Genomic DNA, 18,150 nt, shown 5'->3' with positions numbered 1-18,150 from the left:
TGTTTTATATTCATTTTTTTAAAATTTTTATGTTTATTATTGATTTATTAAGGTTAGCAAAAACTTTTTTGGTCCCTTAAGTATGCTCTGTTTTAGGAAGTATCAGCTAAAGATTTTTTAAAATGATTTCTACTCTATTTATGCTTTTGAATTCAGAGTGTATTTATATTCCTATACTAGTAGAAAGCTATATCAGAAACAAGTTTTTTTGCTCAAACCAATAAATTTGGTCTAGAAATAAGCCTAATGTATAGTAGTCTATTTTAGAAGATTTATTACTTTTTGGTTTAGAGTATAAATGTTGAAAATTTATAATAGAATGAACAAACACCAAATTGGTAATACTTATTTGAGATAATGATTTCATTGTGGTCAGGATTAATTAATAGCGCCATGAAAATAGAACTGCAGCTATTAACAGAATACCTAAATTTATTATTTGCCGTCTTTTACTTATTATTTGTAGTTTTTTGTTTTATGTTAATAGTGTATTCTCTCTATTGTTTATATATTTGGTTTAATAACAATATTTTAACCCTTTTATGTTTAAAAAAATATGCTACTTGTTTTTTTTACTAAGTGTTGTTTTGGTAGCTCAACAGAGAGAAATAGACTCTTTAGAAAATCAATTGCGAAGCACTAAGTTGTCAGATTCTACAAGATTAAATTTGTTAACAGATTTAGGGTATTATTACTATTCCATTAACACAAAAAAAGGGTTAAAAGTCTTAGATGAAGCAGTTGCACTTGCCAAAAGTTTAAAAGATACAGATAAAGAAGCCAGAGCATATCAATACAAGGGGCATAATTATTCAACTATAGGTAATGATTCTATGGCTTTAGCTATGTATGATAAGGCAGGTGAAATTTATAAAGCCGATAATAATTTTAATAAGCAGGCAAGACTTATTTATAATAAAGGTCTCATTTATTTCAACAAAAGTGATTATATTAAGGCTAATAAATGTAATATTGAAGCCTTTGAAGCCTTTAAAAAAGCCAACGATAGTGTGTTAATGGCGAAAATGCTTAACAGTATGGGGGTGAATTACATGTATTTGTCTGATTACCCAACGTCTTTATCAAATTATTTAGAGGCACTTACTATTTATAGGCATTTAAATGATACTCTTAGTTTAGATTTTGCTAATACCACCGAAAACCTTGGGATTTTATATACTAAGTTAAAAACATATAATAAGGCATTAGTATATCATGAAAAAGCTTCAAAAATTTATAAAACTTTAGATTATAAATACGGTTTAGCAAATAGTTACAACAATATTGGTAACATTTATGATTATTTACGTCAGCAACAAAAAGCCATTGAAAATTACCAAAAATCATATGGTATAATGCAAAAAAGCGGAAATAAATTGGGAATGGCCAGCGCCCTAACTAATATAGGCATTGTAAACGTTGGATTAAAAAAACACAATAAAGCGCTAAACAATTTTAACAAAGCTAAAGCGCTTTATCAAAAGTTGAGCAATACCAACAATTTAGCCATAGTTTATAACTATATGGGAGAAAGTTACTTAAATACAAGTAATTTATATAAAGCTAAAAATCATTATCAAAACGCCTATAATTTAGCTAAAAAAGTCCAAAATTTATCATTGCAAGTATCTGCTTTAGAAGGTTTAACACAAGTAAACAAGCAATTAAAAAACTATAAAAACGCTTATAATTATATTAATGAAGCAGTTAAATTAAAAGACAGTTTTAATTCAATTGAAAAGAAAGGAGAGTTAGTAAGACTTGAAGAAAAATACAAGTACCAAAATGAAAAAAGTATACTAGAAAATAATCACAAACAAGAACAGTTAGTTTTTGCAAATGAATTAGAGAGACAAAAATTTATAAAAACAACCTATTTAGCTGTTGGCGGTATTATTGTATGTTTTGTAATTGGGCTAATGGTTTTTTATAAGAAAAAACGAGACGCCGATTTTAACACCAAAGTTGCTACAACCGAATTAAGAGCATTACGTGCTCAAATGAATCCGCATTTCATTTTCAATACATTAAATTCTATAAATAATTATATTGTTAGTAATAAGGTTGATGATGCGTCAAATTACCTTACTAAATTTTCCAAACTAATGAGACAGACATTAGAGGTGTCTATGTATGAAAATATTACTGTTGAAGAAGATATAAAACTGTTAGAAAATTATTTAGATATTGAAAAAAAACGCATTCCTAACACATTCAATTATGAAATTACTGTTGATGATGACATTGATAAAAGTAACGTTTTAGTTCCATCAATGATTATGCAGCCTTTTGTTGAAAATAGTATTTGGCACGGTGTGTCAAAACTTAACGATGCTGGTGTAATTACCATTCAAGTTAAAAAAATAAACAACCAACAACTGTGTTACAGTGTAGATGATAACGGTGTGGGTATGCCACTTGCAAACAAAAAGAATATGGCGCACACATCATTGGGTATAAAAATTACAAAAGATAGAATTGCGGTTTTAAACAAAACCAAAAAAACAAACGCACAAGTTAAAATTATTAATAAAAGTGTAGGTACAAGAGTAGAAGTTGTATTGCCCTTTCAGTTAGCCTATTTAAATGATGATTAACACAATAATTATAGATGATGAGCAGCATTGTATTGATGCTTTGCTTAAGTTAACCAATAAGCACAGTGATGTTTTTAATGTTGTTAAAACATGCACAAACCTTACAAGTGCTATTGAAGCAACAAAGGCATTAAACCCCGATTTGGTTTTTTTAGATGTTGAAATTAATAATCAAACAGGGTTTGAGTATTTACAACAAGTTAAACACTTAAATTTTATGGTAGTTTTCACTACAGCTTACAGTAAATACGCAGTAAAAGCTTTTAAATTTGCGGCGCTTCATTATTTATTAAAACCAATTGATTTAGATGATTTTGATGAGGTAGTTAGTAGATTGAAATCTCAAAAATCTACTGAAGATGTAAATAAAAAAATAGATACATTGCTTTATAATTTAAAAGAAGACACTACCAAAAAACGTATAAGTGTAAACACTATAAATGAATGTGTTGTTTTAGATGTTTCTAGTATTATTTATTGTGAAGCTAATGTAAATTATACAGATATTTACATTGAAAACGGAAAGAAAATAACAAGCTCAAAAACTCTAAAGCGTTTTGAAGAAATGCTAAACGAAAGTGGTTTTTACAGAGTAAGTCAGTCGTGTTTGGTAAACCTAAGCCACGTAAAAAAATACACAAAAACAAAACCACCATATGTTGTAATGAGTAATGCTGAAAAAGTTAAAGTATCATTAAGTAGTAAGGAAGGGTTTTTAAAACAGTTATTGAATTTATAGACATAAAAAAGCACACTATATAGTGTGCTTTTTTATTGAGTATTTATTTTAAGGTGTTGTTTTAGTGTAAACTCACTAAATCACCAGCTTCATTTTTAGTTGGTAAATCAGATTTACCCATTAAGAAAATATCAACTTGTCTTGCAGCTTCTCTACCTTCAGAAATAGCCCAAACAATTAATGATTGTCCGCGGCGCATATCACCAGCAGTAAAAATGTTTGGAATATTAGTTTGGTACTTTCCGTACTCAGCCTTATAGTTAGAGCGTGCATCTGTTTCAATACCTAATTTATCGGCTAAAGTACTTTCTGGTCCTGTAAAACCAAGTGCTAATAAAGCTAAATCACAAGGCCATATTTTTTCTGTACCTTCAATTTCAATTAGTTTTGGTCTTTCACCAGGAATCATTTCCCATTCTACATTAACGGTTTTTAAAGCAGTTAATTTTCCGTTTTCATCTGTTATAAATTCTTTAGTATTAATTAGCCAATTACGATTACACCCTTCTTGATGCGAAGAAGATGTTTTTAATTGTAAAGGCCAATAAGGCCAAGGAGTTGTAGGTGAACGATGTCCTGGAGGTTTAGGCATAATCTCAAAATTGGTAACCGATTTTGCACCTTGTCTGTTTGAAGTTCCAATACAGTCTGAACCAGTATCTCCACCACCAATAACAATAACATCTTTACCAGTTGCTAAAACTTGGTTTTTTACCTCTTTACCAAATAATACTTTAGTTTGTTGGGTTAAGAAATCCATAGCTTGTACAACGCCATCGGCATCAATACCAGGTGTTGGTAAACTACGTCTTTGAGTTGCACCACCACAAAGTACTACAGCGTCAAAGGCTTTTAGTTCTTCTACATCATAATTAACGCCAACATTTACATTGGTTTTAAATGTGATGCCTTCTGCTTTCAAAATAGCTAAACGTCTGTCTATGATTTCTTTTTCCATTTTAAAGTTAGGAATACCATAGCGTAATAAACCACCTATTTCATCATCTCTTTCAAAAACGGTAACGGTGTGTCCAGCTCTATTTAATTGTTGCGCAGCGGCTAAACCTGCTGGTCCAGAACCTACAATGGCAATAGTTTTGTCTGTACGTGTTTTAGGAGGACATGGTTTTATCCAACCTTCTTTAAAAGCACGTTCTACAATTTGTTTTTCTATATTTTCTATTGAAATAGGATCTTCAATGATACCCAGTACACATGATTTTTCACAAGGGGCAGGACATAATCTACCTGTGAATTCTGGGAAATTATTTGTAGAGTGTAATATCCATGATGCCTTTCGCCATTCACCTTGGTGAACCATGTGGTTAAAATCTGGGATTAAATTCCCAAGAGGGCAACCACTATGACAAAACGGAATACCGCAATCCATACAGCGAGACCCTTGTTTTGTTATTTCTTCCTCAGATAAAGGAATAGTAAATTCTTTATAGTGCTTTACACGGTCTTCAACCGGTTTGTAAGCTTCGTCTTGTCTATCAAATTCTTTAAATCCTGTTACTTTTCCCATAACACTATGCAATTGTTAATTCTTCAACCATTGGTTCTTCATTAGCTATTCTTTCTAAAGCTACTTTGTATTCTTTTGGCATAACTTTTACAAACTTAGGTAAGTAATTATTCCAATGGGCTAAAATTTCTTTACCCTTATCACTGTTTGTGTATGCTACATGATTGGTTATTAGTTGTTTTAATTCGGCTTCATCGGCTTCGGTAATAGGATCAAAATCTATAGTTTCTTCATTACATAAGCCATTTGTAAATTGGCCAGATTCATTTAAAACAAAGGCGTAACCTCCACTCATTCCTGCGGCAAAATTTCTACCTGTTTTACCAAGTACAACTATTTTTCCACCAGTCATATACTCACAACAGTGATCACCTACACCTTCAACTACAGCGGTAGCCCCAGAGTTACGAACTGCGAAACGTTCTCCTGCAATTCCGTTAATATAAGCTTCACCTTGAACGGCTCCAAATAAACAAACATTACCAACAATAATATTTTCTTCTGCAACAAAATCAGCTTCGGCTGGTTTTTTTACAATTAATTTGGCGCCTGATAATCCTTTACCTAGGTAATCATTAGCGTTACCTTCTAAAGTAAAGGTTAAACCATGTGCTCCAAAGGCTCCAAAACTTTGTCCTGCAGAACCTGTAAATTTAATGTTTAGGGTGTCTTCTGGTAAGCCTAAGTGGCCATAAATTTTAGAAATTTCGTTACTTACTATAGCACCAACCGTACGGTTAATGTTCTTAATAGGGTAAGCTAAATTAGTTTTTTCTTTTCTGTATAATGCTCTATGAGAGTCTTGTAGGATAGTGAAATCAAGTACGTTATCTAAATCATGGTCTTGTTTTTCAGTATTCCTAATGGTGAGTTTATTATACTCTGCAGGTCTGTGTAAGATATTTGATAAATCTAAACCTTTAGCTTTATAATGTTTTATAGCTTTGGTAGCATTTATCTTGTGGGTTTGCCCTACCATTTCTGCTAAGGTTCTAAACCCTAATTGTGCCATAATACCTCTTAATTCTTCTGCTACATAGTAAAAGAAGTTGATAACGTGTTCTGGTGTACCCTTAAAATTTTTACGTAGTTCTTTGTCTTGAGTAGCAATTCCTACAGGACAGGTATTTAAATGACATTTACGCATCATAATACAACCAGAGGCTACTAAAGGCGCTGTTGCAAAACCAAATTCTTCGGCTCCAAGTAAGGCTGCTATAGCAACATCACGACCTGTTTTTAACTGTCCGTCACACTCAACAACAATTCTACTTCTTAAATTGTTAAGAACTAAAGTTTGTTGCGCTTCTGCTAAACCAAGTTCCCAAGGTAAACCAGCGTGTTTAAGAGATGTTAAAGGAGATGCACCAGTACCTCCATCATAACCAGAGATTAAAACAACATCGGCTTTGGCTTTAGACACACCTGCTGCTATAGTACCAACACCAACTTCTGATACTAGTTTAACATTAATTCTAGCATCGCGGTTAGCATTTTTAAGATCGAATATTAATTGAGCTAAATCTTCAATAGAATATATGTCATGATGTGGTGGTGGTGAAATTAAACCAACAAAAGGTGTAGAGTTTCTTGCATCTGCAATCCATGGTAATACTTTTTCACCAGGAAGCTGGCCACCTTCTCCAGGTTTAGCTCCTTGAGCCATTTTTATTTGAATTTCTTTGGCGTTTGTTAAGTAGTGTGATGTTACACCAAAACGACCAGAAGCTACTTGTTTTATAGCAGAGTTTCTACTGTCTCCATTTATATCTTTTTGGAAACGACGTCTATCTTCTCCACCTTCACCAGAATTAGATTTTCCTCCAATTCGGTTCATGGCAATGGCTAAATTTTCGTGCGCTTCACGCGAAATAGAGCCATAAGACATAGCTCCTGTTTTAAAGCGTTTCACAATTTCGGTCCAAGGTTCTACTTCTTCAATAGGAATTGGGTCTAAATTATCAAACTCAAACAAGCCACGAATGGTCATTAGGTTTTCAGACTGTTCGTTAATTGCTTTTGCGTATATATCGTAACTTTTTTGGTCACTTAACCTAACAGCTTGTTGTAATTTAGCAACAGTTGTTGGATTAAACATATGGCGTTCGCCATTACGTCTCCAGCGGTAATCTCCACCAATATTTAAACCTAAACGGTTTTTAATTTCTTTATCTGGGTAGGCGTATTTATAGCGCTCATTGATTTCTTTTTCTATTTCGTATAGACCAATACCTTCAATTCTAGAGGTTGTGTATGGGAAATATTTTTCAACAAACGATGAGTTAAAACCAACAATTTCAAAAATTTGAGAACCTCTGTAAGAATGTAAGGTAGAGATTCCTATTTTGTTCATTATTTTTAAGATACCTTTTCCTATGGCTTTGTTAAAGTTATCTACAGCTTTTTGTTCATCTATTCCTTTAATAAAGCCTTCTTTTACTTGGTCTCTAATAATTTCATTTACCATATAAGGGTTAATAGCACTAGCGCCATAACCAAATAAGGTAGCAAAATGATGTGGCTCACGCGGTTCTGCAGATTCTATAATAATATCAAAATAAGAACGCTTGCGTAAGCGGTTTAATTGGTGGTTTACATAAGAACAAGCTAAAAGAGCAGGGATAGGAGCAAAGTCTTTGTTTACACCTCTATCTGATAGAATAATGATGTTTGTTTTTCTTTCTAATGCTTTTTCTACTTGTTTTATGATGTCTTCTAAAGCATCTTCAAGTCCATTCATTCCTTGTGCTTTTGGGTATAGCATATGAATGGTTTCAGCTTTAAAGCCTTCTATTTTAATGGTTCTTATTTTTTCTAAATCAGCATTTGAAATTACAGGGTTTTGAATGCGTAATTTTCGGCACTGTCTTTCTGTAATGCTAAATATGTTGCGGTCTTTACCTAGATTTAAACTAATATCTGTTACAATTTCTTCACGAATACCATCTAAAGGCGGGTTTGTTACCTGTGCAAATAATTGTTTAAAGTAGTTTGAAATTAGTTGAGGTCTGTCTGATAATACCGCTAAAGGTGTATCAGTACCCATAGAGCCTAAAGCCTCTTTACCTTTTTGTGCCATTGGTGTAATAACCTCTTGGATATCTTCAATAGTATAATTGAATAAACGTTGGCGCGTTTTAATATCAATGGTTTCTATTGGGCACGTTTCATTAGTATAAGGTACATCTCTTAAATGCAGTCTTGTTTTGTCTAACCATTCTTTGTATGGCCTTTCTGAAACAATTTTGTTTTTTATTTCTTCGTCATCAATAATACGTCCTTCATTCATATCAACCAAGAACATTTTTCCTGGTTCTAATCTACCATGTAATTCAACATCGGCAGGGTCTACATCAACAACTCCAACTTCAGAAGACATGATTAATTTACCACTTTTTGTAAGGGTGTAACGTGATGGTCTTAAGCCATTTCTGTCTAATAAAGCACCAATATAATCGCCATCTGTAAACGGAATTGAAGCAGGACCATCCCAAGGTTCCATAATACAGCAGTTGTATTCATAGAAAGCCTTTTTGTCTTCACTCATGGTTTTGTGTTTTTCCCAAGCTTCAGGAATCATCATCATCATGATTTCTGGTAAAGAACGGTCTGTGTGAGTTAGTAATTCTACTACCATATCCATAGAAGCAGAATCTGATTTTCCAGGAAGTACAATTGGGAAAAGTTTGTCTATTTGAGGTCCAAATACATCGCTTTTCATGATTTCCTCTCTAATTCTCATTCTACTAACATTACCGCGCAATGTGTTTATTTCACCATTCTGACACATAAAACGGAATGGTTGTGCTAACTCCCATGTAGGCATGGTGTTGGTAGAAAAACGTTGATGTACTAAAGCTAATCTGGTAACTAAATCTTTTTGTTGTAAATCGGTATAATAAGGCCCTATATCTTCAGGCATAATGATACCTTTATAAATCAACGTTGTTGTAGATAAACTTGGAACATAAAAATAATCTGATTGTGATATTTTTGATAGTCTAATATCATGTTCGGTTATTTTTCTAGCAGCGTATAGTTTAGCTTTAAAATTGGCTTCTGTTGCGCCTTCAGGTTTGCTAATAAAAAGTTGCTCAATATTAGGTTCTGAAGCTTTTGCAATTTCACCCAATTGCGAAGAATCTACCGGTACTTTTCTCCATCCTAAAATGGTAAGTCCTTGAGCTTTTACTTCGCGTTCAAATACATCTTTACAGTATTGATATTGGTTGGCAACTTTAGGTAAAAAAACCATACCCACAGCATACTCTCTAGGGGCAGGAATTTCAAATTCACAAACACGTTTAAAATAATCATGAGGGATATCAATTAATAAACCAGCACCATCACCTGTTTTTCCGTCGGCACTAACCCCTCCGCGGTGCTCTAATTTTACCAAAATTTCTAACGCATCATGTATGATTTGATTTGTTTTTTCTCCTTTGAGGTTACAAATAAAACCAGCACCACAATTTGCGTGTTCATAATCTGGGGAATACATTCCTTGTTTCTGCAGCATAATCAACTAAATTATATTGGTTTAAAACGTGACTAAGTAAGCGAAGATAATTATACATTTTAAATTAATAATAATAGGCAAAACATTATTTCGATTTTAGAAGCGAAGAGCAGATAAAAATAATTATATATCAATATTCCTCTAGTTTTTTAATAAATATTCAATTGCTAAAATTTAACGATAAATGCGGATATCTGAATTTATGTTAATAAAACATGGAATTATTAAAAATAACAGCATAAAAAAACAAAAAATAATGATAATAATTCAAATATTGCTGTTATTGAAAAACCAAAAAATCAAAAAAATAAACAGAATACCCCTAAAAAAATAGGGTAAAAATTAAAATATCTATAAAAATTAATTAAACACCCCCTTTTTTTATGGGGGTTAAAACTTTTTAACATAGTTTTATCACATTCTTAAAGAAAATTAAACATAATTAATAACTAAAAAATGAAAACAATTATGAGAAAACTATTTACTCTAACATTCCTTTTTGTAGCATCTGTTGTATTTGCTCAAGACGAAGAAACAAGCAAACTAAGTATTAGTGGTAGTGTAGATGCTTATTACCAAACTTATTTAACAGCTTCAGATAATGATGCGCCAAGTTTTGGAACTGCTTTTGCAGATAAATCTGGTTTTGCTTTAGGTATGGCAAACCTAGTTGTAAGCTACGAAGGTGAAAAAGCCGGTGCGGTTTTAGATTTAGGAACTGGACCAAGAGGTGCAGGAGCAACTTTTAATTTTGATATTGTTGACGGTATTGTAAATCAAGCTTATGTTTACTGGAATGTATCTGAAGGTACTACATTAACATTTGGTAGATGGAATACTTTTTTAGGTTATGAAGTTATTGCGCCAGCAGCAAACTTTAACTATAGTACGTCTTATTTATTTTCAAGTGGCCCATTTTCTCACATGGGTTTAAAAGCAGATTTTACTTTATCTGATGATTGGAGTTTAATGTTAGCTGTAACTAATCCTTGGGATACTAATGATACTTCTCTTTCAGGTGAGTATGCTTTAGGAGCTCAATTAGGTTTCTTTGGTCAATACTTAAACTTATACTATGATAGTGGAAATAATGATGGTTTAGGATTTGAAGTAGACTATACAGGTGGATTTGATTTATCTGATACTTTCTTCTTAGGAATTAACGCTGCATACAATGATAATGATGGTGAAGGATTCTACGGAGCTGCATTGTACCCACAAGTAGCAACTTCTGATAGTTTCTCAATTGGTTTAAGAGGTGAATATTATGGTTTACATGGAGATGGTGATGATTACCCAAGTGTTTTTGCAACAACTTTAACAGGTAGCTATACTGTAGATAACTTAATCATTAAGCCAGAAATTAGATTAGATTCTTGGAGTAATGATACTCCTTACTTTGATAGTGATGGTGCAGCTGCAGATAACTTAGCAGCATTTACTTTGGCCGCAATCTACTCATTCTAGTATATAAAAATTTATTTACGCATCCTTAATGGATGCGTAAATGTTTAAATAATTCACTAACCATTAAAAACAATTTATTATGTCTTTGTATAATATACCACTTTTTATTCAAGATACCGCCGCAATAGAAGGCGATATGGGAATGCTTTGGATGCTTATTTCAGGTATTTTAGTTTTCCTAATGCAAGCAGGATTCACATTAGTTGAGTCTGGAATGACACGTTCTAAGAACGTGGTTAACATAGCTATGAAAAATGTACTAGATATTGCCGTTGGGTCTTTAGTATATTGGTTCATTGGTTATTCTTTAATGTATGGAGATTCTCCTAGTGGATGGATAGGATGGGGTGGTTTCGCTTTTAATCAAGGTCCAGCAGATTTATTTTTCCAAACAGTATTTTGTGCTACCGCAGCAACAATTGTATCAGGTGCTATTGCTGGTAGAACAAAATATACAACTTATATCATTTTCTCAATAATAATGACTGCCTTTATATACCCTATAGCAGGTGGATGGGAATGGAACGGCGGATGGTTAAATGATACCGATGGTATTATGCCAGCTGAATTTATAGATTTTGCAGGATCATCTGTTGTACATGCTGTAGGAGGTTGGGCTGCTTTAATAGCTGCTGCCTTAGTAGGACCAAGAATTGGTAAGTACATAGATGGAAAAGCTGTTAGTATTCCAGGTCATAACAAATTGTTAGCCGCTTTAGGTGTATTTATCCTTTGGTTCGGATGGTTTGGTTTTAACGGAGGTTCTCAACTAGCTTGGGGTGGTGATGATGCAACAGGTGCTTCTATGGTAGTATTGGTTACAAACCTTGCTGCTTCTGCGGGTGCTTTAGGTGCGTTGTTCTTATCATGGGTTAAATACAAAAAACCAAATATTGATATGACTCTTAATGGTGCCTTAGCTGGTTTAGTAAGTATTACTGCTGGTTGTGGTAATATGGGTGAATTTGGCGCAATTGCTGCTGGTTTTGTTGGTGGTATTATTGTAGTATTCTCTATGGAGTTTGTAGAACAAAAACTTAAAATTGATGATGCTGTAGGTGCGTTTTCAGTACATGGTGTTGTTGGTGCATGGGGTACTCTAGTAATTGGTCTTTGGGGAATTGATGGCGATACTGGTATTGGTTTATTCAATGGCGGTGGTGCTAATCAATTTTTAGCTCAATTAATTGGTACTTTAGCTTATGCTATTTGGGCGGTTGTTACCTCTTTAATCTTCTTGACTATACTTAAGAAAACTATAGGACTTAGAGTTTCTGAAAAAGTAGAAATTGAAGGTCTTGATTTATCAGAGCATGGTGCATTAGCATATCCTGGTAAAAGACAAAGAGAAATTGAATAATATAATTTTAAATCTTATAAATATTTAGAATAAAATTTAAGCTAACTAGCTGATTAAAAACAGATGCCTTAAGAAATTTTCTTTTGGCATCTATTTTATGATATCACACTAAATTATATTAAAAAAGACCAATCCTAAACTCATTATTTTTAGGGAACTAATTATTAAAATTAAAATATTATGAAGAAAATTGAAGCTATTATTAGGAAATCCAAATACAGAGTAGTAAAAGAAGCTTTACACGAAGTTGGAGTAAACTTTTTCTCTTACTGGGATGTAACTGGTTTGGGAAATGAAAAGGAAGGACATGTTTATAGAGGAGTGTCTTATAGTACAAGTGACATTCAACGTAGGTATTTATCAATTGTTGTTAATGATGATTTTGAAGAAGCAACAATAAAAGCAATTCTCGATTCTGCCGCTACTGGCGAAGTAGGAGATGGAAAAATATTTGTATCAGATGTTACAGAATGTTACAGAATAAGAACAGGAGAAAAGGGTGGAGACACTTTAAAATAAATCATTAAAAATTACTTAAAAACATTATGGAATTACTCACCACAAATAACGTATGGATGATGATCTGTACGGCTCTAGTTTTCTTTATGCATACAGGTTTTGCATTTTTAGAAATAGGACTAACTAGACAAAAAAACACCATTAACATATTATTTAAAAATATTTTTATCATTACTATAGGGCTTTTGCTATACTGTTTAGTAGGCTTTAATTTAATGTATCCAGGTTTTGAAGAAGGCTCTTTAGGAATCTTCGGTTTTGCTGGATGGGGGTTAGATGCTACAGCTGCTGCAGATTTAACATATAACGAAGGGTATACTTACTGGACAGATTTCTTATTTCAAGGTATGTTTGCTGCTACCGCTGCCACTATTGTTTCTGGAGCTGTTGCTGAACGTATTAAAATAGGGCCTTTTATGATGTTTACCATAATATACGTTGGTATTATATACCCACTTGCGGGTTCATGGAAATGGGGTGGAGGTTTCTTAGATATGAGAGAAACCCCTTTTTATGATTTTGCAGGTTCTACATTAGTGCATTCTGTTGGTGGTTGGGCAGCTTTAGTGGCTGTTTGGTTATTAGGTGCTAGAATTGGTAAATTTAAGAATGGTAAACCACAAGCAATTCCAGGTCATAATATTCCAATGGCAACTGCTGGAGTTTTAATTCTTTGGTTAGGTTGGTTTGGTTTTAATGGAGGTTCTGTACTTTCTGCAGACCCTGCTTTAACTTCTTTAACTTTAGTTACTACTTGTTTAGCTGCTGCGGCAGGTGGTGTTGTTGCTGCTTTAGTTTCATTCTTAAAATTTAAAAACTTAGATTTAACTATGTTTTTAAACGGAATTTTAGGAGGACTTGTCGGTATAACCGCAGGAGCAGACCAAATGGGGCCTACAGACGCCATATTAATTGGTGCCATTGCTGGCGTATTAATTGTATTTGCTGTTAGTTTTATAGATAGATTAAGATTAGATGACCCAGTTGGTGCTATTGCTGTACATTTAGTATGTGGTATTTGGGGTACTTTAGCTGTTGGGGTTTTTGGAGCTTTAGCTGGTGTAGATCAGTTTATTAGCCAATTAGTAGGTGTGTTATCGTATGCTGCTATTTGTATTCCATCTGCATTTATCATATTCTTTATAATGAAGAAAACAGTTGGTATTAGAGTATCTGAAAAAGAAGAGTTAGAAGGACTTGATGGTTATGAACATGGTATGGATGCTTATTCAGATTTCCGAATGAATGAACACTAGTTTATAATAAGTACTATTAATTTAACAACTAAAATAGAGGTGTCTATAATTATAGATGCCTCTATTTTGTGTGTGTATTATATCAATAAAATCTAGGTATTAAAAAACCCCTAAGTATAAACTTAACTTAGGGGTTTTTAATATTATAGAGGCATATTTTTATGCCGAATTTCTACTAGCATTAATATTACCAAATAAAGATCGAGTTACAATCTTCTCAAAGATTTTAATTTCTTCTTCGTCTTTAACTTCAGCTTTCTTTAATTCTTGTATTTTTTTAAGCGCATATTGCTGAATAGTTAATAGTGGTAATACAATAGATTCTCTAACTTGAATAGATGCTTTACTTGCAGGTTCATGTTCCATTAACTCTTTATATCCAGTTACTTTTAGTAACAAACGTTTGGTTTCTAGGTATTCATTGTAAATAATAGTCCAGAATTCACCAAATTCTTTGTCTTTAGCCATGTACTTAGTTAAATCAAAGAATGATTTAGTTAAAGACATCATACTATTTTCTAGTAAGGTTTTAAAGAATTTAGAGTTATTGTAAAGTTGTTCTACTTTATGAAATTCGCCTCTATCTTCGTATTTTTTTAATGCTGTTCCTACGCCAAAGAATCCGGGTACATTTTGTTTTAATTGACTCCATGACCCTACAAAAGGAATAGCTCTTAAATCTGAGAATATTAATTTATCAGATTTGCCTCTTTTTGAAGGCCTACTACCTATATTAGTTTTTGCATAATACTTTAAAGTACTCATATGCTCTAAGTACGGAATAAACTTTTCGTGGCTTGAACTTTCCTGAAATAGGTTGACTAAAAATTAAACCATTAATTATAGTCACTTATGAAAACACAAAATGAGCACTGGCGAAAAAAAAGTTACCAAAAAGCCACTTTAGAAACCAAACTTTTAGTCGTTGACCAAATCCTAAACGGTCAACTATCCAACAACCAAGCTTCTAAAAAATACGACGTCCCCAGAACAACCATTTCCTATTGGTTAAGAAAATACAGTACCTTAGTACAACAAAATACAGGTATGAGTAAAAACGATGAAATTAAAAAGTTAAAGGAAAAGATTGAAGAACTTGAGTTTCAAAAAGACTTCCAACAAGACATTATCGCGGATATGGAACTTATTACAGGCGTTGATATGTCAAAAAAGTCATTGCCCAAAACATTAGCAAAAGAGATAGAGCTAAAGAAAAAACAGCGTATAAAAGAAAATGGCTCTATGGATGTTTTGGGATATCTAAACAAGCCTTTTACAAAAGACTCAAAACCCAACAAAAACAAGAAGTAGACCATCAGAAGCTAATGAAAATGGTCAAGGACTACCGTAAAAAAGTAGGCTCTAAAACTGGTGGAATTAAGCTACATAAAGAACTAAAACAGGACTTTATAAACGCTGATATTAAAATTGGTAGAGACAAGTTCTATCGCTTCCTTAGGCTAAATAATCTTTTGATTCCTAAAACTAAAAATTACATCACAACTACAAACTCAAACCATATGTACAAAAAATATAAGAACCTGGTAAAAGACCACGTTCCTACTCGACCAGAACAACTTTGGGTTAGCGATATAACATACATTAAAACAGAAAATGGGCACAACTATCTAGCTTTAGTCACAGACGCCTATTCTAAGCAAATTATGGGCTATAAACTCGATAATCATATGAGAACATCGCTTTGTACAGAGGCGCTTGCTATGGCTATTAAAAATAGAAAATATCCTAAACAAAAGCTTATTCATCACTCAGATAGAGGGTTTCAATACTGCAATCCTAAATATACCGAGTTTGCCGAAAGCAACGGAATAACAATGAGTATGGCTGAACAATACGACCCTTATGAAAACGCTGTTGCTGAACGTATTAATAGAACACTTAAATACGAATACGGCTTAAAACAAACTATTAAAAACACCGATTTAGCTCAAAAAATGACGGAGCAAGCTGTATATATTTATAACAATTTGAGAACCCATTTTAGTCTGGACCTAAGAAAACCTGCTGAAGTACATTTAAATCCAAACATCAAATACAAATCCTATAGAAAAAATAATGTAAATTTACCTGAACTTACAATTTAAGAACAAACCTAGTTCAAACTATTTTTTTGCCTTCTAAACGGCTAAAAAAAATCTTTTGAACAGCTAAATATGAACCAAAAAAAGTCAACCTATTTCAGTATAATACAGCTTTTAAAATCTTTATATGCCTGATAGCTTGTTTCGGCCAAATCATTCATAACTTCTCTATCTTCATCAGATAAAGCGTTGTTACTCTCGCCTATTCTGTTAAAAATACCAGAACTTATTAATTGTTCTAGGTTGAATTGTGATGAGTTTTTGGTTCCGAAGTTAGAACTTATGGTTTGTCCTTGTATGGTTAATTGAACTTCTTTGTCTTCTATGGTTGGACCTAAAGAAGCGTAGAAGTTATGTGTTTTTCCACCTCCACGTGCTGGTGGTCCACCTCTACCATCAAAGAAAATAGCTGTTACATCATATTTTCTAGATATTGCGGTTAATTGCTCTTTGGCTTTGTAAATACCCCAGTTTGCCATTAAGTAACCACCATCTTTGGTTCCATCTGAAAAACCAAGCATTATGGTTTGTTTGTTTCCGCGTTTTTCTAGGTGCGCTCTGTAAACGGGGTTTGTGTACAATTGCTCCATTACAGCAGGCGCATTTTCAAGGTCTGTTATGGTTTCAAAAAGTGGCACAATATCAACGGTTAAATCGTCATTAAAAGCAACCATTTTCAACATGGCAAATAGTTGCATAACGTTTAGTGCTGTTTGGTTGTTGCTAATAATGTATCGGTTAGCGCCTTTTTCACCATTAAAACCTTGAATTTCTTTTATAACTTCAATGGTTTTTAATGTGTTTGATACCATTTCGTCATCAAAAGCATCATAATCTATATCTTCATTAGTAACTTTAGAAAGAATTTCTATTTGCTCTTCTTCAGTTAATTCATGATAATTTTTTGGAAACGTTTTGCTACCCTTACTAATTAAATAATCTACTACGGTAGTGAATACAGAATGATGAATTCTACTGTCTTGTCTTATATCTAAAGTAGCAAAGTAATATCCAAACAAGTGTACTCGGTTTATTAAATCGTTAATTTCATGCTCGTACAAACTTTGGTGTTCTTCAACAATTACCTTTCTAATACTTAAAAGTTCAACTAAAAGCTCTTTGGCGGTAATGGCTTTTTTATAATTTAAATCTATACTGTATTTGTATATGATAGATTCTAGTTTAATGATTCTGTCTTCAACCCCTCTAAAAGTAAGTTTGCGTCTTAATTTTTTTAAGTCGGCATAATACTTTTTTAATATAGATTGTTTTAGTTTTCTAGCAACTTTTAGGGTGGTGCTTGGTTTTACAAAAGGGTTTCCATCACGGTCTCCACCAGGCCAGAAACCAACATTTATAATATCGTTATGTTTCTTGCCATCATCAAAAATATTTTGTTGAATGTAGTTGTATATTTCGCTAAACGAATCATAGAAAACATTTTCTAAATACCAAATTAAGCTTTTGGCTTCAAAGTAAGGGGTTGGTTTTTTGCGCTTAAAGAAAGGGGTTTTACCTAACTGCCCAAAAAGATTGTTAATTTCAGACAGGTTGTTTTCTTCAATAGCCTTGGTTAGGTCTGTAATAATGCCTAAAACCGGACCAGGGTAAAACTGAGTTGGGTGGGCTGTTAACACAATACGTACTTTAAATTCTTCAAGATATTGTTTTAGCTCTTCTAGCTTATTGTTAGATCTGGCAAAACCTTTTAAATATCTTAAAGTACCTACGCCTTCCATATTGTTTACAGTAGAAAATGCCGCATCTTCAATGGCATCAAATAATACTACTTGTCTTTCAATATACTGAATGAAGCGAAATAATAAATTTATCTGGCTTTGTTTATTACGTCTAGCCTGATATTTATTAAAAAATGTGTCAACAATAGTTGTTGGGTCATCTCCTTGTGCAAATCCTTTTTCACAAGTTTCATGAAATAACGGCAATAACACACCGGTTTTTGTAACAGAATCAAATGGTAATGTCATAAATATACTGTTGTATATTTGATATTTAGACATTACGTTTTGATTAAATCTAGTTAATTTTGGTTCTATTGACAT

The 18,150-nt window shown here is 32.9% G+C and carries 11 protein-coding genes and 2 pseudogenes; 8 read left to right on the top strand and 5 right to left on the bottom strand.

Features of this window, described 5'->3' with window-relative positions; all coding sequences use genetic code 11:
• Positions 1–187: 187 nt before the first annotated feature.
• A complete protein-coding gene (locus tag BWZ22_RS16735; RefSeq protein ID WP_076698608.1) occupies positions 188–367 on the bottom strand; it encodes a hypothetical protein in 180 nt (59 codons plus the stop codon).
• Positions 368–563: 196 nt separating this feature from the next.
• On the opposite strand from BWZ22_RS16735, the gene BWZ22_RS05810 reads away from it, so the two are divergent.
• A complete protein-coding gene (locus BWZ22_RS05810) occupies positions 564–2,597 on the top strand; it encodes a tetratricopeptide repeat protein (RefSeq protein WP_198027653.1) in 2,034 nt (677 codons plus the stop codon).
• Positions 2,590–3,336, top strand: a complete 747-nt coding sequence (locus BWZ22_RS05805) for a LytTR family DNA-binding domain-containing protein (protein WP_198027652.1) — start codon at positions 2,590–2,592, stop codon at positions 3,334–3,336. Before BWZ22_RS05810 ends, BWZ22_RS05805 begins: the two co-directional genes overlap by 8 nt.
• A gap of 61 nt (positions 3,337–3,397) precedes the next feature.
• Here the strand turns inward: BWZ22_RS05805 and BWZ22_RS05800 are convergent, their stop codons facing one another.
• Complete coding sequence (locus BWZ22_RS05800; RefSeq protein ID WP_076698604.1) at positions 3,398–4,864, bottom strand: glutamate synthase subunit beta; 1,467 nt, start codon at positions 4,862–4,864, stop codon at positions 3,398–3,400.
• Between the two features lie 4 nt (positions 4,865–4,868).
• On the bottom strand, positions 4,869–9,383 hold the full coding sequence (gene gltB / locus BWZ22_RS05795) for a glutamate synthase large subunit (RefSeq protein WP_232225236.1): 4,515 nt from the start codon (positions 9,381–9,383) through the stop codon (positions 4,869–4,871).
• A 456-nt stretch (positions 9,384–9,839) separates the two neighbouring features.
• Here gltB and BWZ22_RS05790 point away from each other — a divergent pair, with 456 nt between their 5' ends.
• The 4 genes from BWZ22_RS05790 (at position 9,840) to BWZ22_RS05775 (ending at position 13,985) form a co-directional block, all read left to right on the top strand.
• The gene (locus BWZ22_RS05790) at positions 9,840–10,850 is read left to right on the top strand and encodes an outer membrane beta-barrel protein (RefSeq protein ID WP_076698603.1); all 1,011 of its coding nucleotides are present in this window, start codon (positions 9,840–9,842) and stop codon (positions 10,848–10,850) included.
• 79 nt (positions 10,851–10,929) lie between these two features.
• Positions 10,930–12,210 carry an ammonium transporter gene (locus tag BWZ22_RS05785; RefSeq protein ID WP_076698601.1) on the top strand — a complete coding sequence of 427 codons (1,281 nt, stop codon included), beginning with the start codon at positions 10,930–10,932 and terminating at the stop codon, positions 12,208–12,210.
• 180 nt (positions 12,211–12,390) lie between these two features.
• Positions 12,391–12,729 carry a P-II family nitrogen regulator gene (locus BWZ22_RS05780; protein ID WP_076698600.1) on the top strand — a complete coding sequence of 113 codons (339 nt, stop codon included), beginning with the start codon at positions 12,391–12,393 and terminating at the stop codon, positions 12,727–12,729.
• A 26-nt stretch (positions 12,730–12,755) separates the two neighbouring features.
• On the top strand, positions 12,756–13,985 hold the full coding sequence (locus tag BWZ22_RS05775) for an ammonium transporter (RefSeq protein ID WP_076698598.1): 1,230 nt from the start codon (positions 12,756–12,758) through the stop codon (positions 13,983–13,985).
• Between the two features lie 159 nt (positions 13,986–14,144).
• On the opposite strand, the pseudogene BWZ22_RS05770 reads toward BWZ22_RS05775, so the two are convergent.
• Positions 14,145–14,780, bottom strand: a pseudogene (locus BWZ22_RS05770) (phosphoenolpyruvate carboxylase); the annotation flags it as partial.
• Positions 14,781–14,837: 57 nt separating this feature from the next.
• On the opposite strand from BWZ22_RS05770, the gene BWZ22_RS05765 reads away from it, so the two are divergent.
• Complete coding sequence (locus BWZ22_RS05765) at positions 14,838–15,296, top strand: helix-turn-helix domain-containing protein (RefSeq protein WP_076697894.1); 459 nt, start codon at positions 14,838–14,840, stop codon at positions 15,294–15,296.
• Positions 15,242–16,090, top strand: coding sequence for an IS3 family transposase (locus BWZ22_RS05760; protein ID WP_232225262.1), 849 nt, complete (start codon positions 15,242–15,244; stop codon positions 16,088–16,090). Before BWZ22_RS05765 ends, BWZ22_RS05760 begins: the two co-directional genes overlap by 55 nt.
• A 107-nt stretch (positions 16,091–16,197) precedes the next feature.
• Here BWZ22_RS05760 and BWZ22_RS05755 read toward each other — a convergent pair.
• Positions 16,198–18,150, bottom strand: a pseudogene (locus BWZ22_RS05755) (phosphoenolpyruvate carboxylase); the annotation flags it as partial.

This window comes from Seonamhaeicola sp. S2-3 (genome assembly GCF_001971785.1).
In the GTDB taxonomy this organism is placed as follows: Bacteria; Bacteroidota; Bacteroidia; order Flavobacteriales; family Flavobacteriaceae; genus Seonamhaeicola.
The sequence above is the reverse complement of the archived record's forward strand: the minus strand, read 5'-3'. Positions and strand labels throughout refer to the sequence as shown.

Excerpts from the sequence above, each read along its gene's own strand:
- BWZ22_RS05800 (WP_076698604.1), bottom strand. The coding sequence starts at position 4,864 with ATGGGAAAAGTAACAGGATTTAAAGAATTTGATAGACAAGACGAAGCT.
- BWZ22_RS05805 (WP_198027652.1), top strand. The coding sequence starts at position 2,590 with ATGATTAACACAATAATTATAGATGATGAGCAGCATTGTATTGATGCT.
- BWZ22_RS05780 (WP_076698600.1), top strand. The coding sequence starts at position 12,391 with ATGAAGAAAATTGAAGCTATTATTAGGAAATCCAAATACAGAGTAGTA.
- gltB (WP_232225236.1), bottom strand. The coding sequence starts at position 9,383 with ATGCTGCAGAAACAAGGAATGTATTCCCCAGATTATGAACACGCAAAT.
- BWZ22_RS05790 (WP_076698603.1), top strand. The coding sequence starts at position 9,840 with ATGAAAACAATTATGAGAAAACTATTTACTCTAACATTCCTTTTTGTA.
- BWZ22_RS05775 (WP_076698598.1), top strand. The coding sequence starts at position 12,756 with ATGGAATTACTCACCACAAATAACGTATGGATGATGATCTGTACGGCT.
- BWZ22_RS05785 (WP_076698601.1), top strand. The coding sequence starts at position 10,930 with ATGTCTTTGTATAATATACCACTTTTTATTCAAGATACCGCCGCAATA.
- BWZ22_RS16735 (WP_076698608.1), bottom strand. The coding sequence starts at position 367 with ATGAAATCATTATCTCAAATAAGTATTACCAATTTGGTGTTTGTTCAT.
- BWZ22_RS05765 (WP_076697894.1), top strand. The coding sequence starts at position 14,838 with ATGAAAACACAAAATGAGCACTGGCGAAAAAAAAGTTACCAAAAAGCC.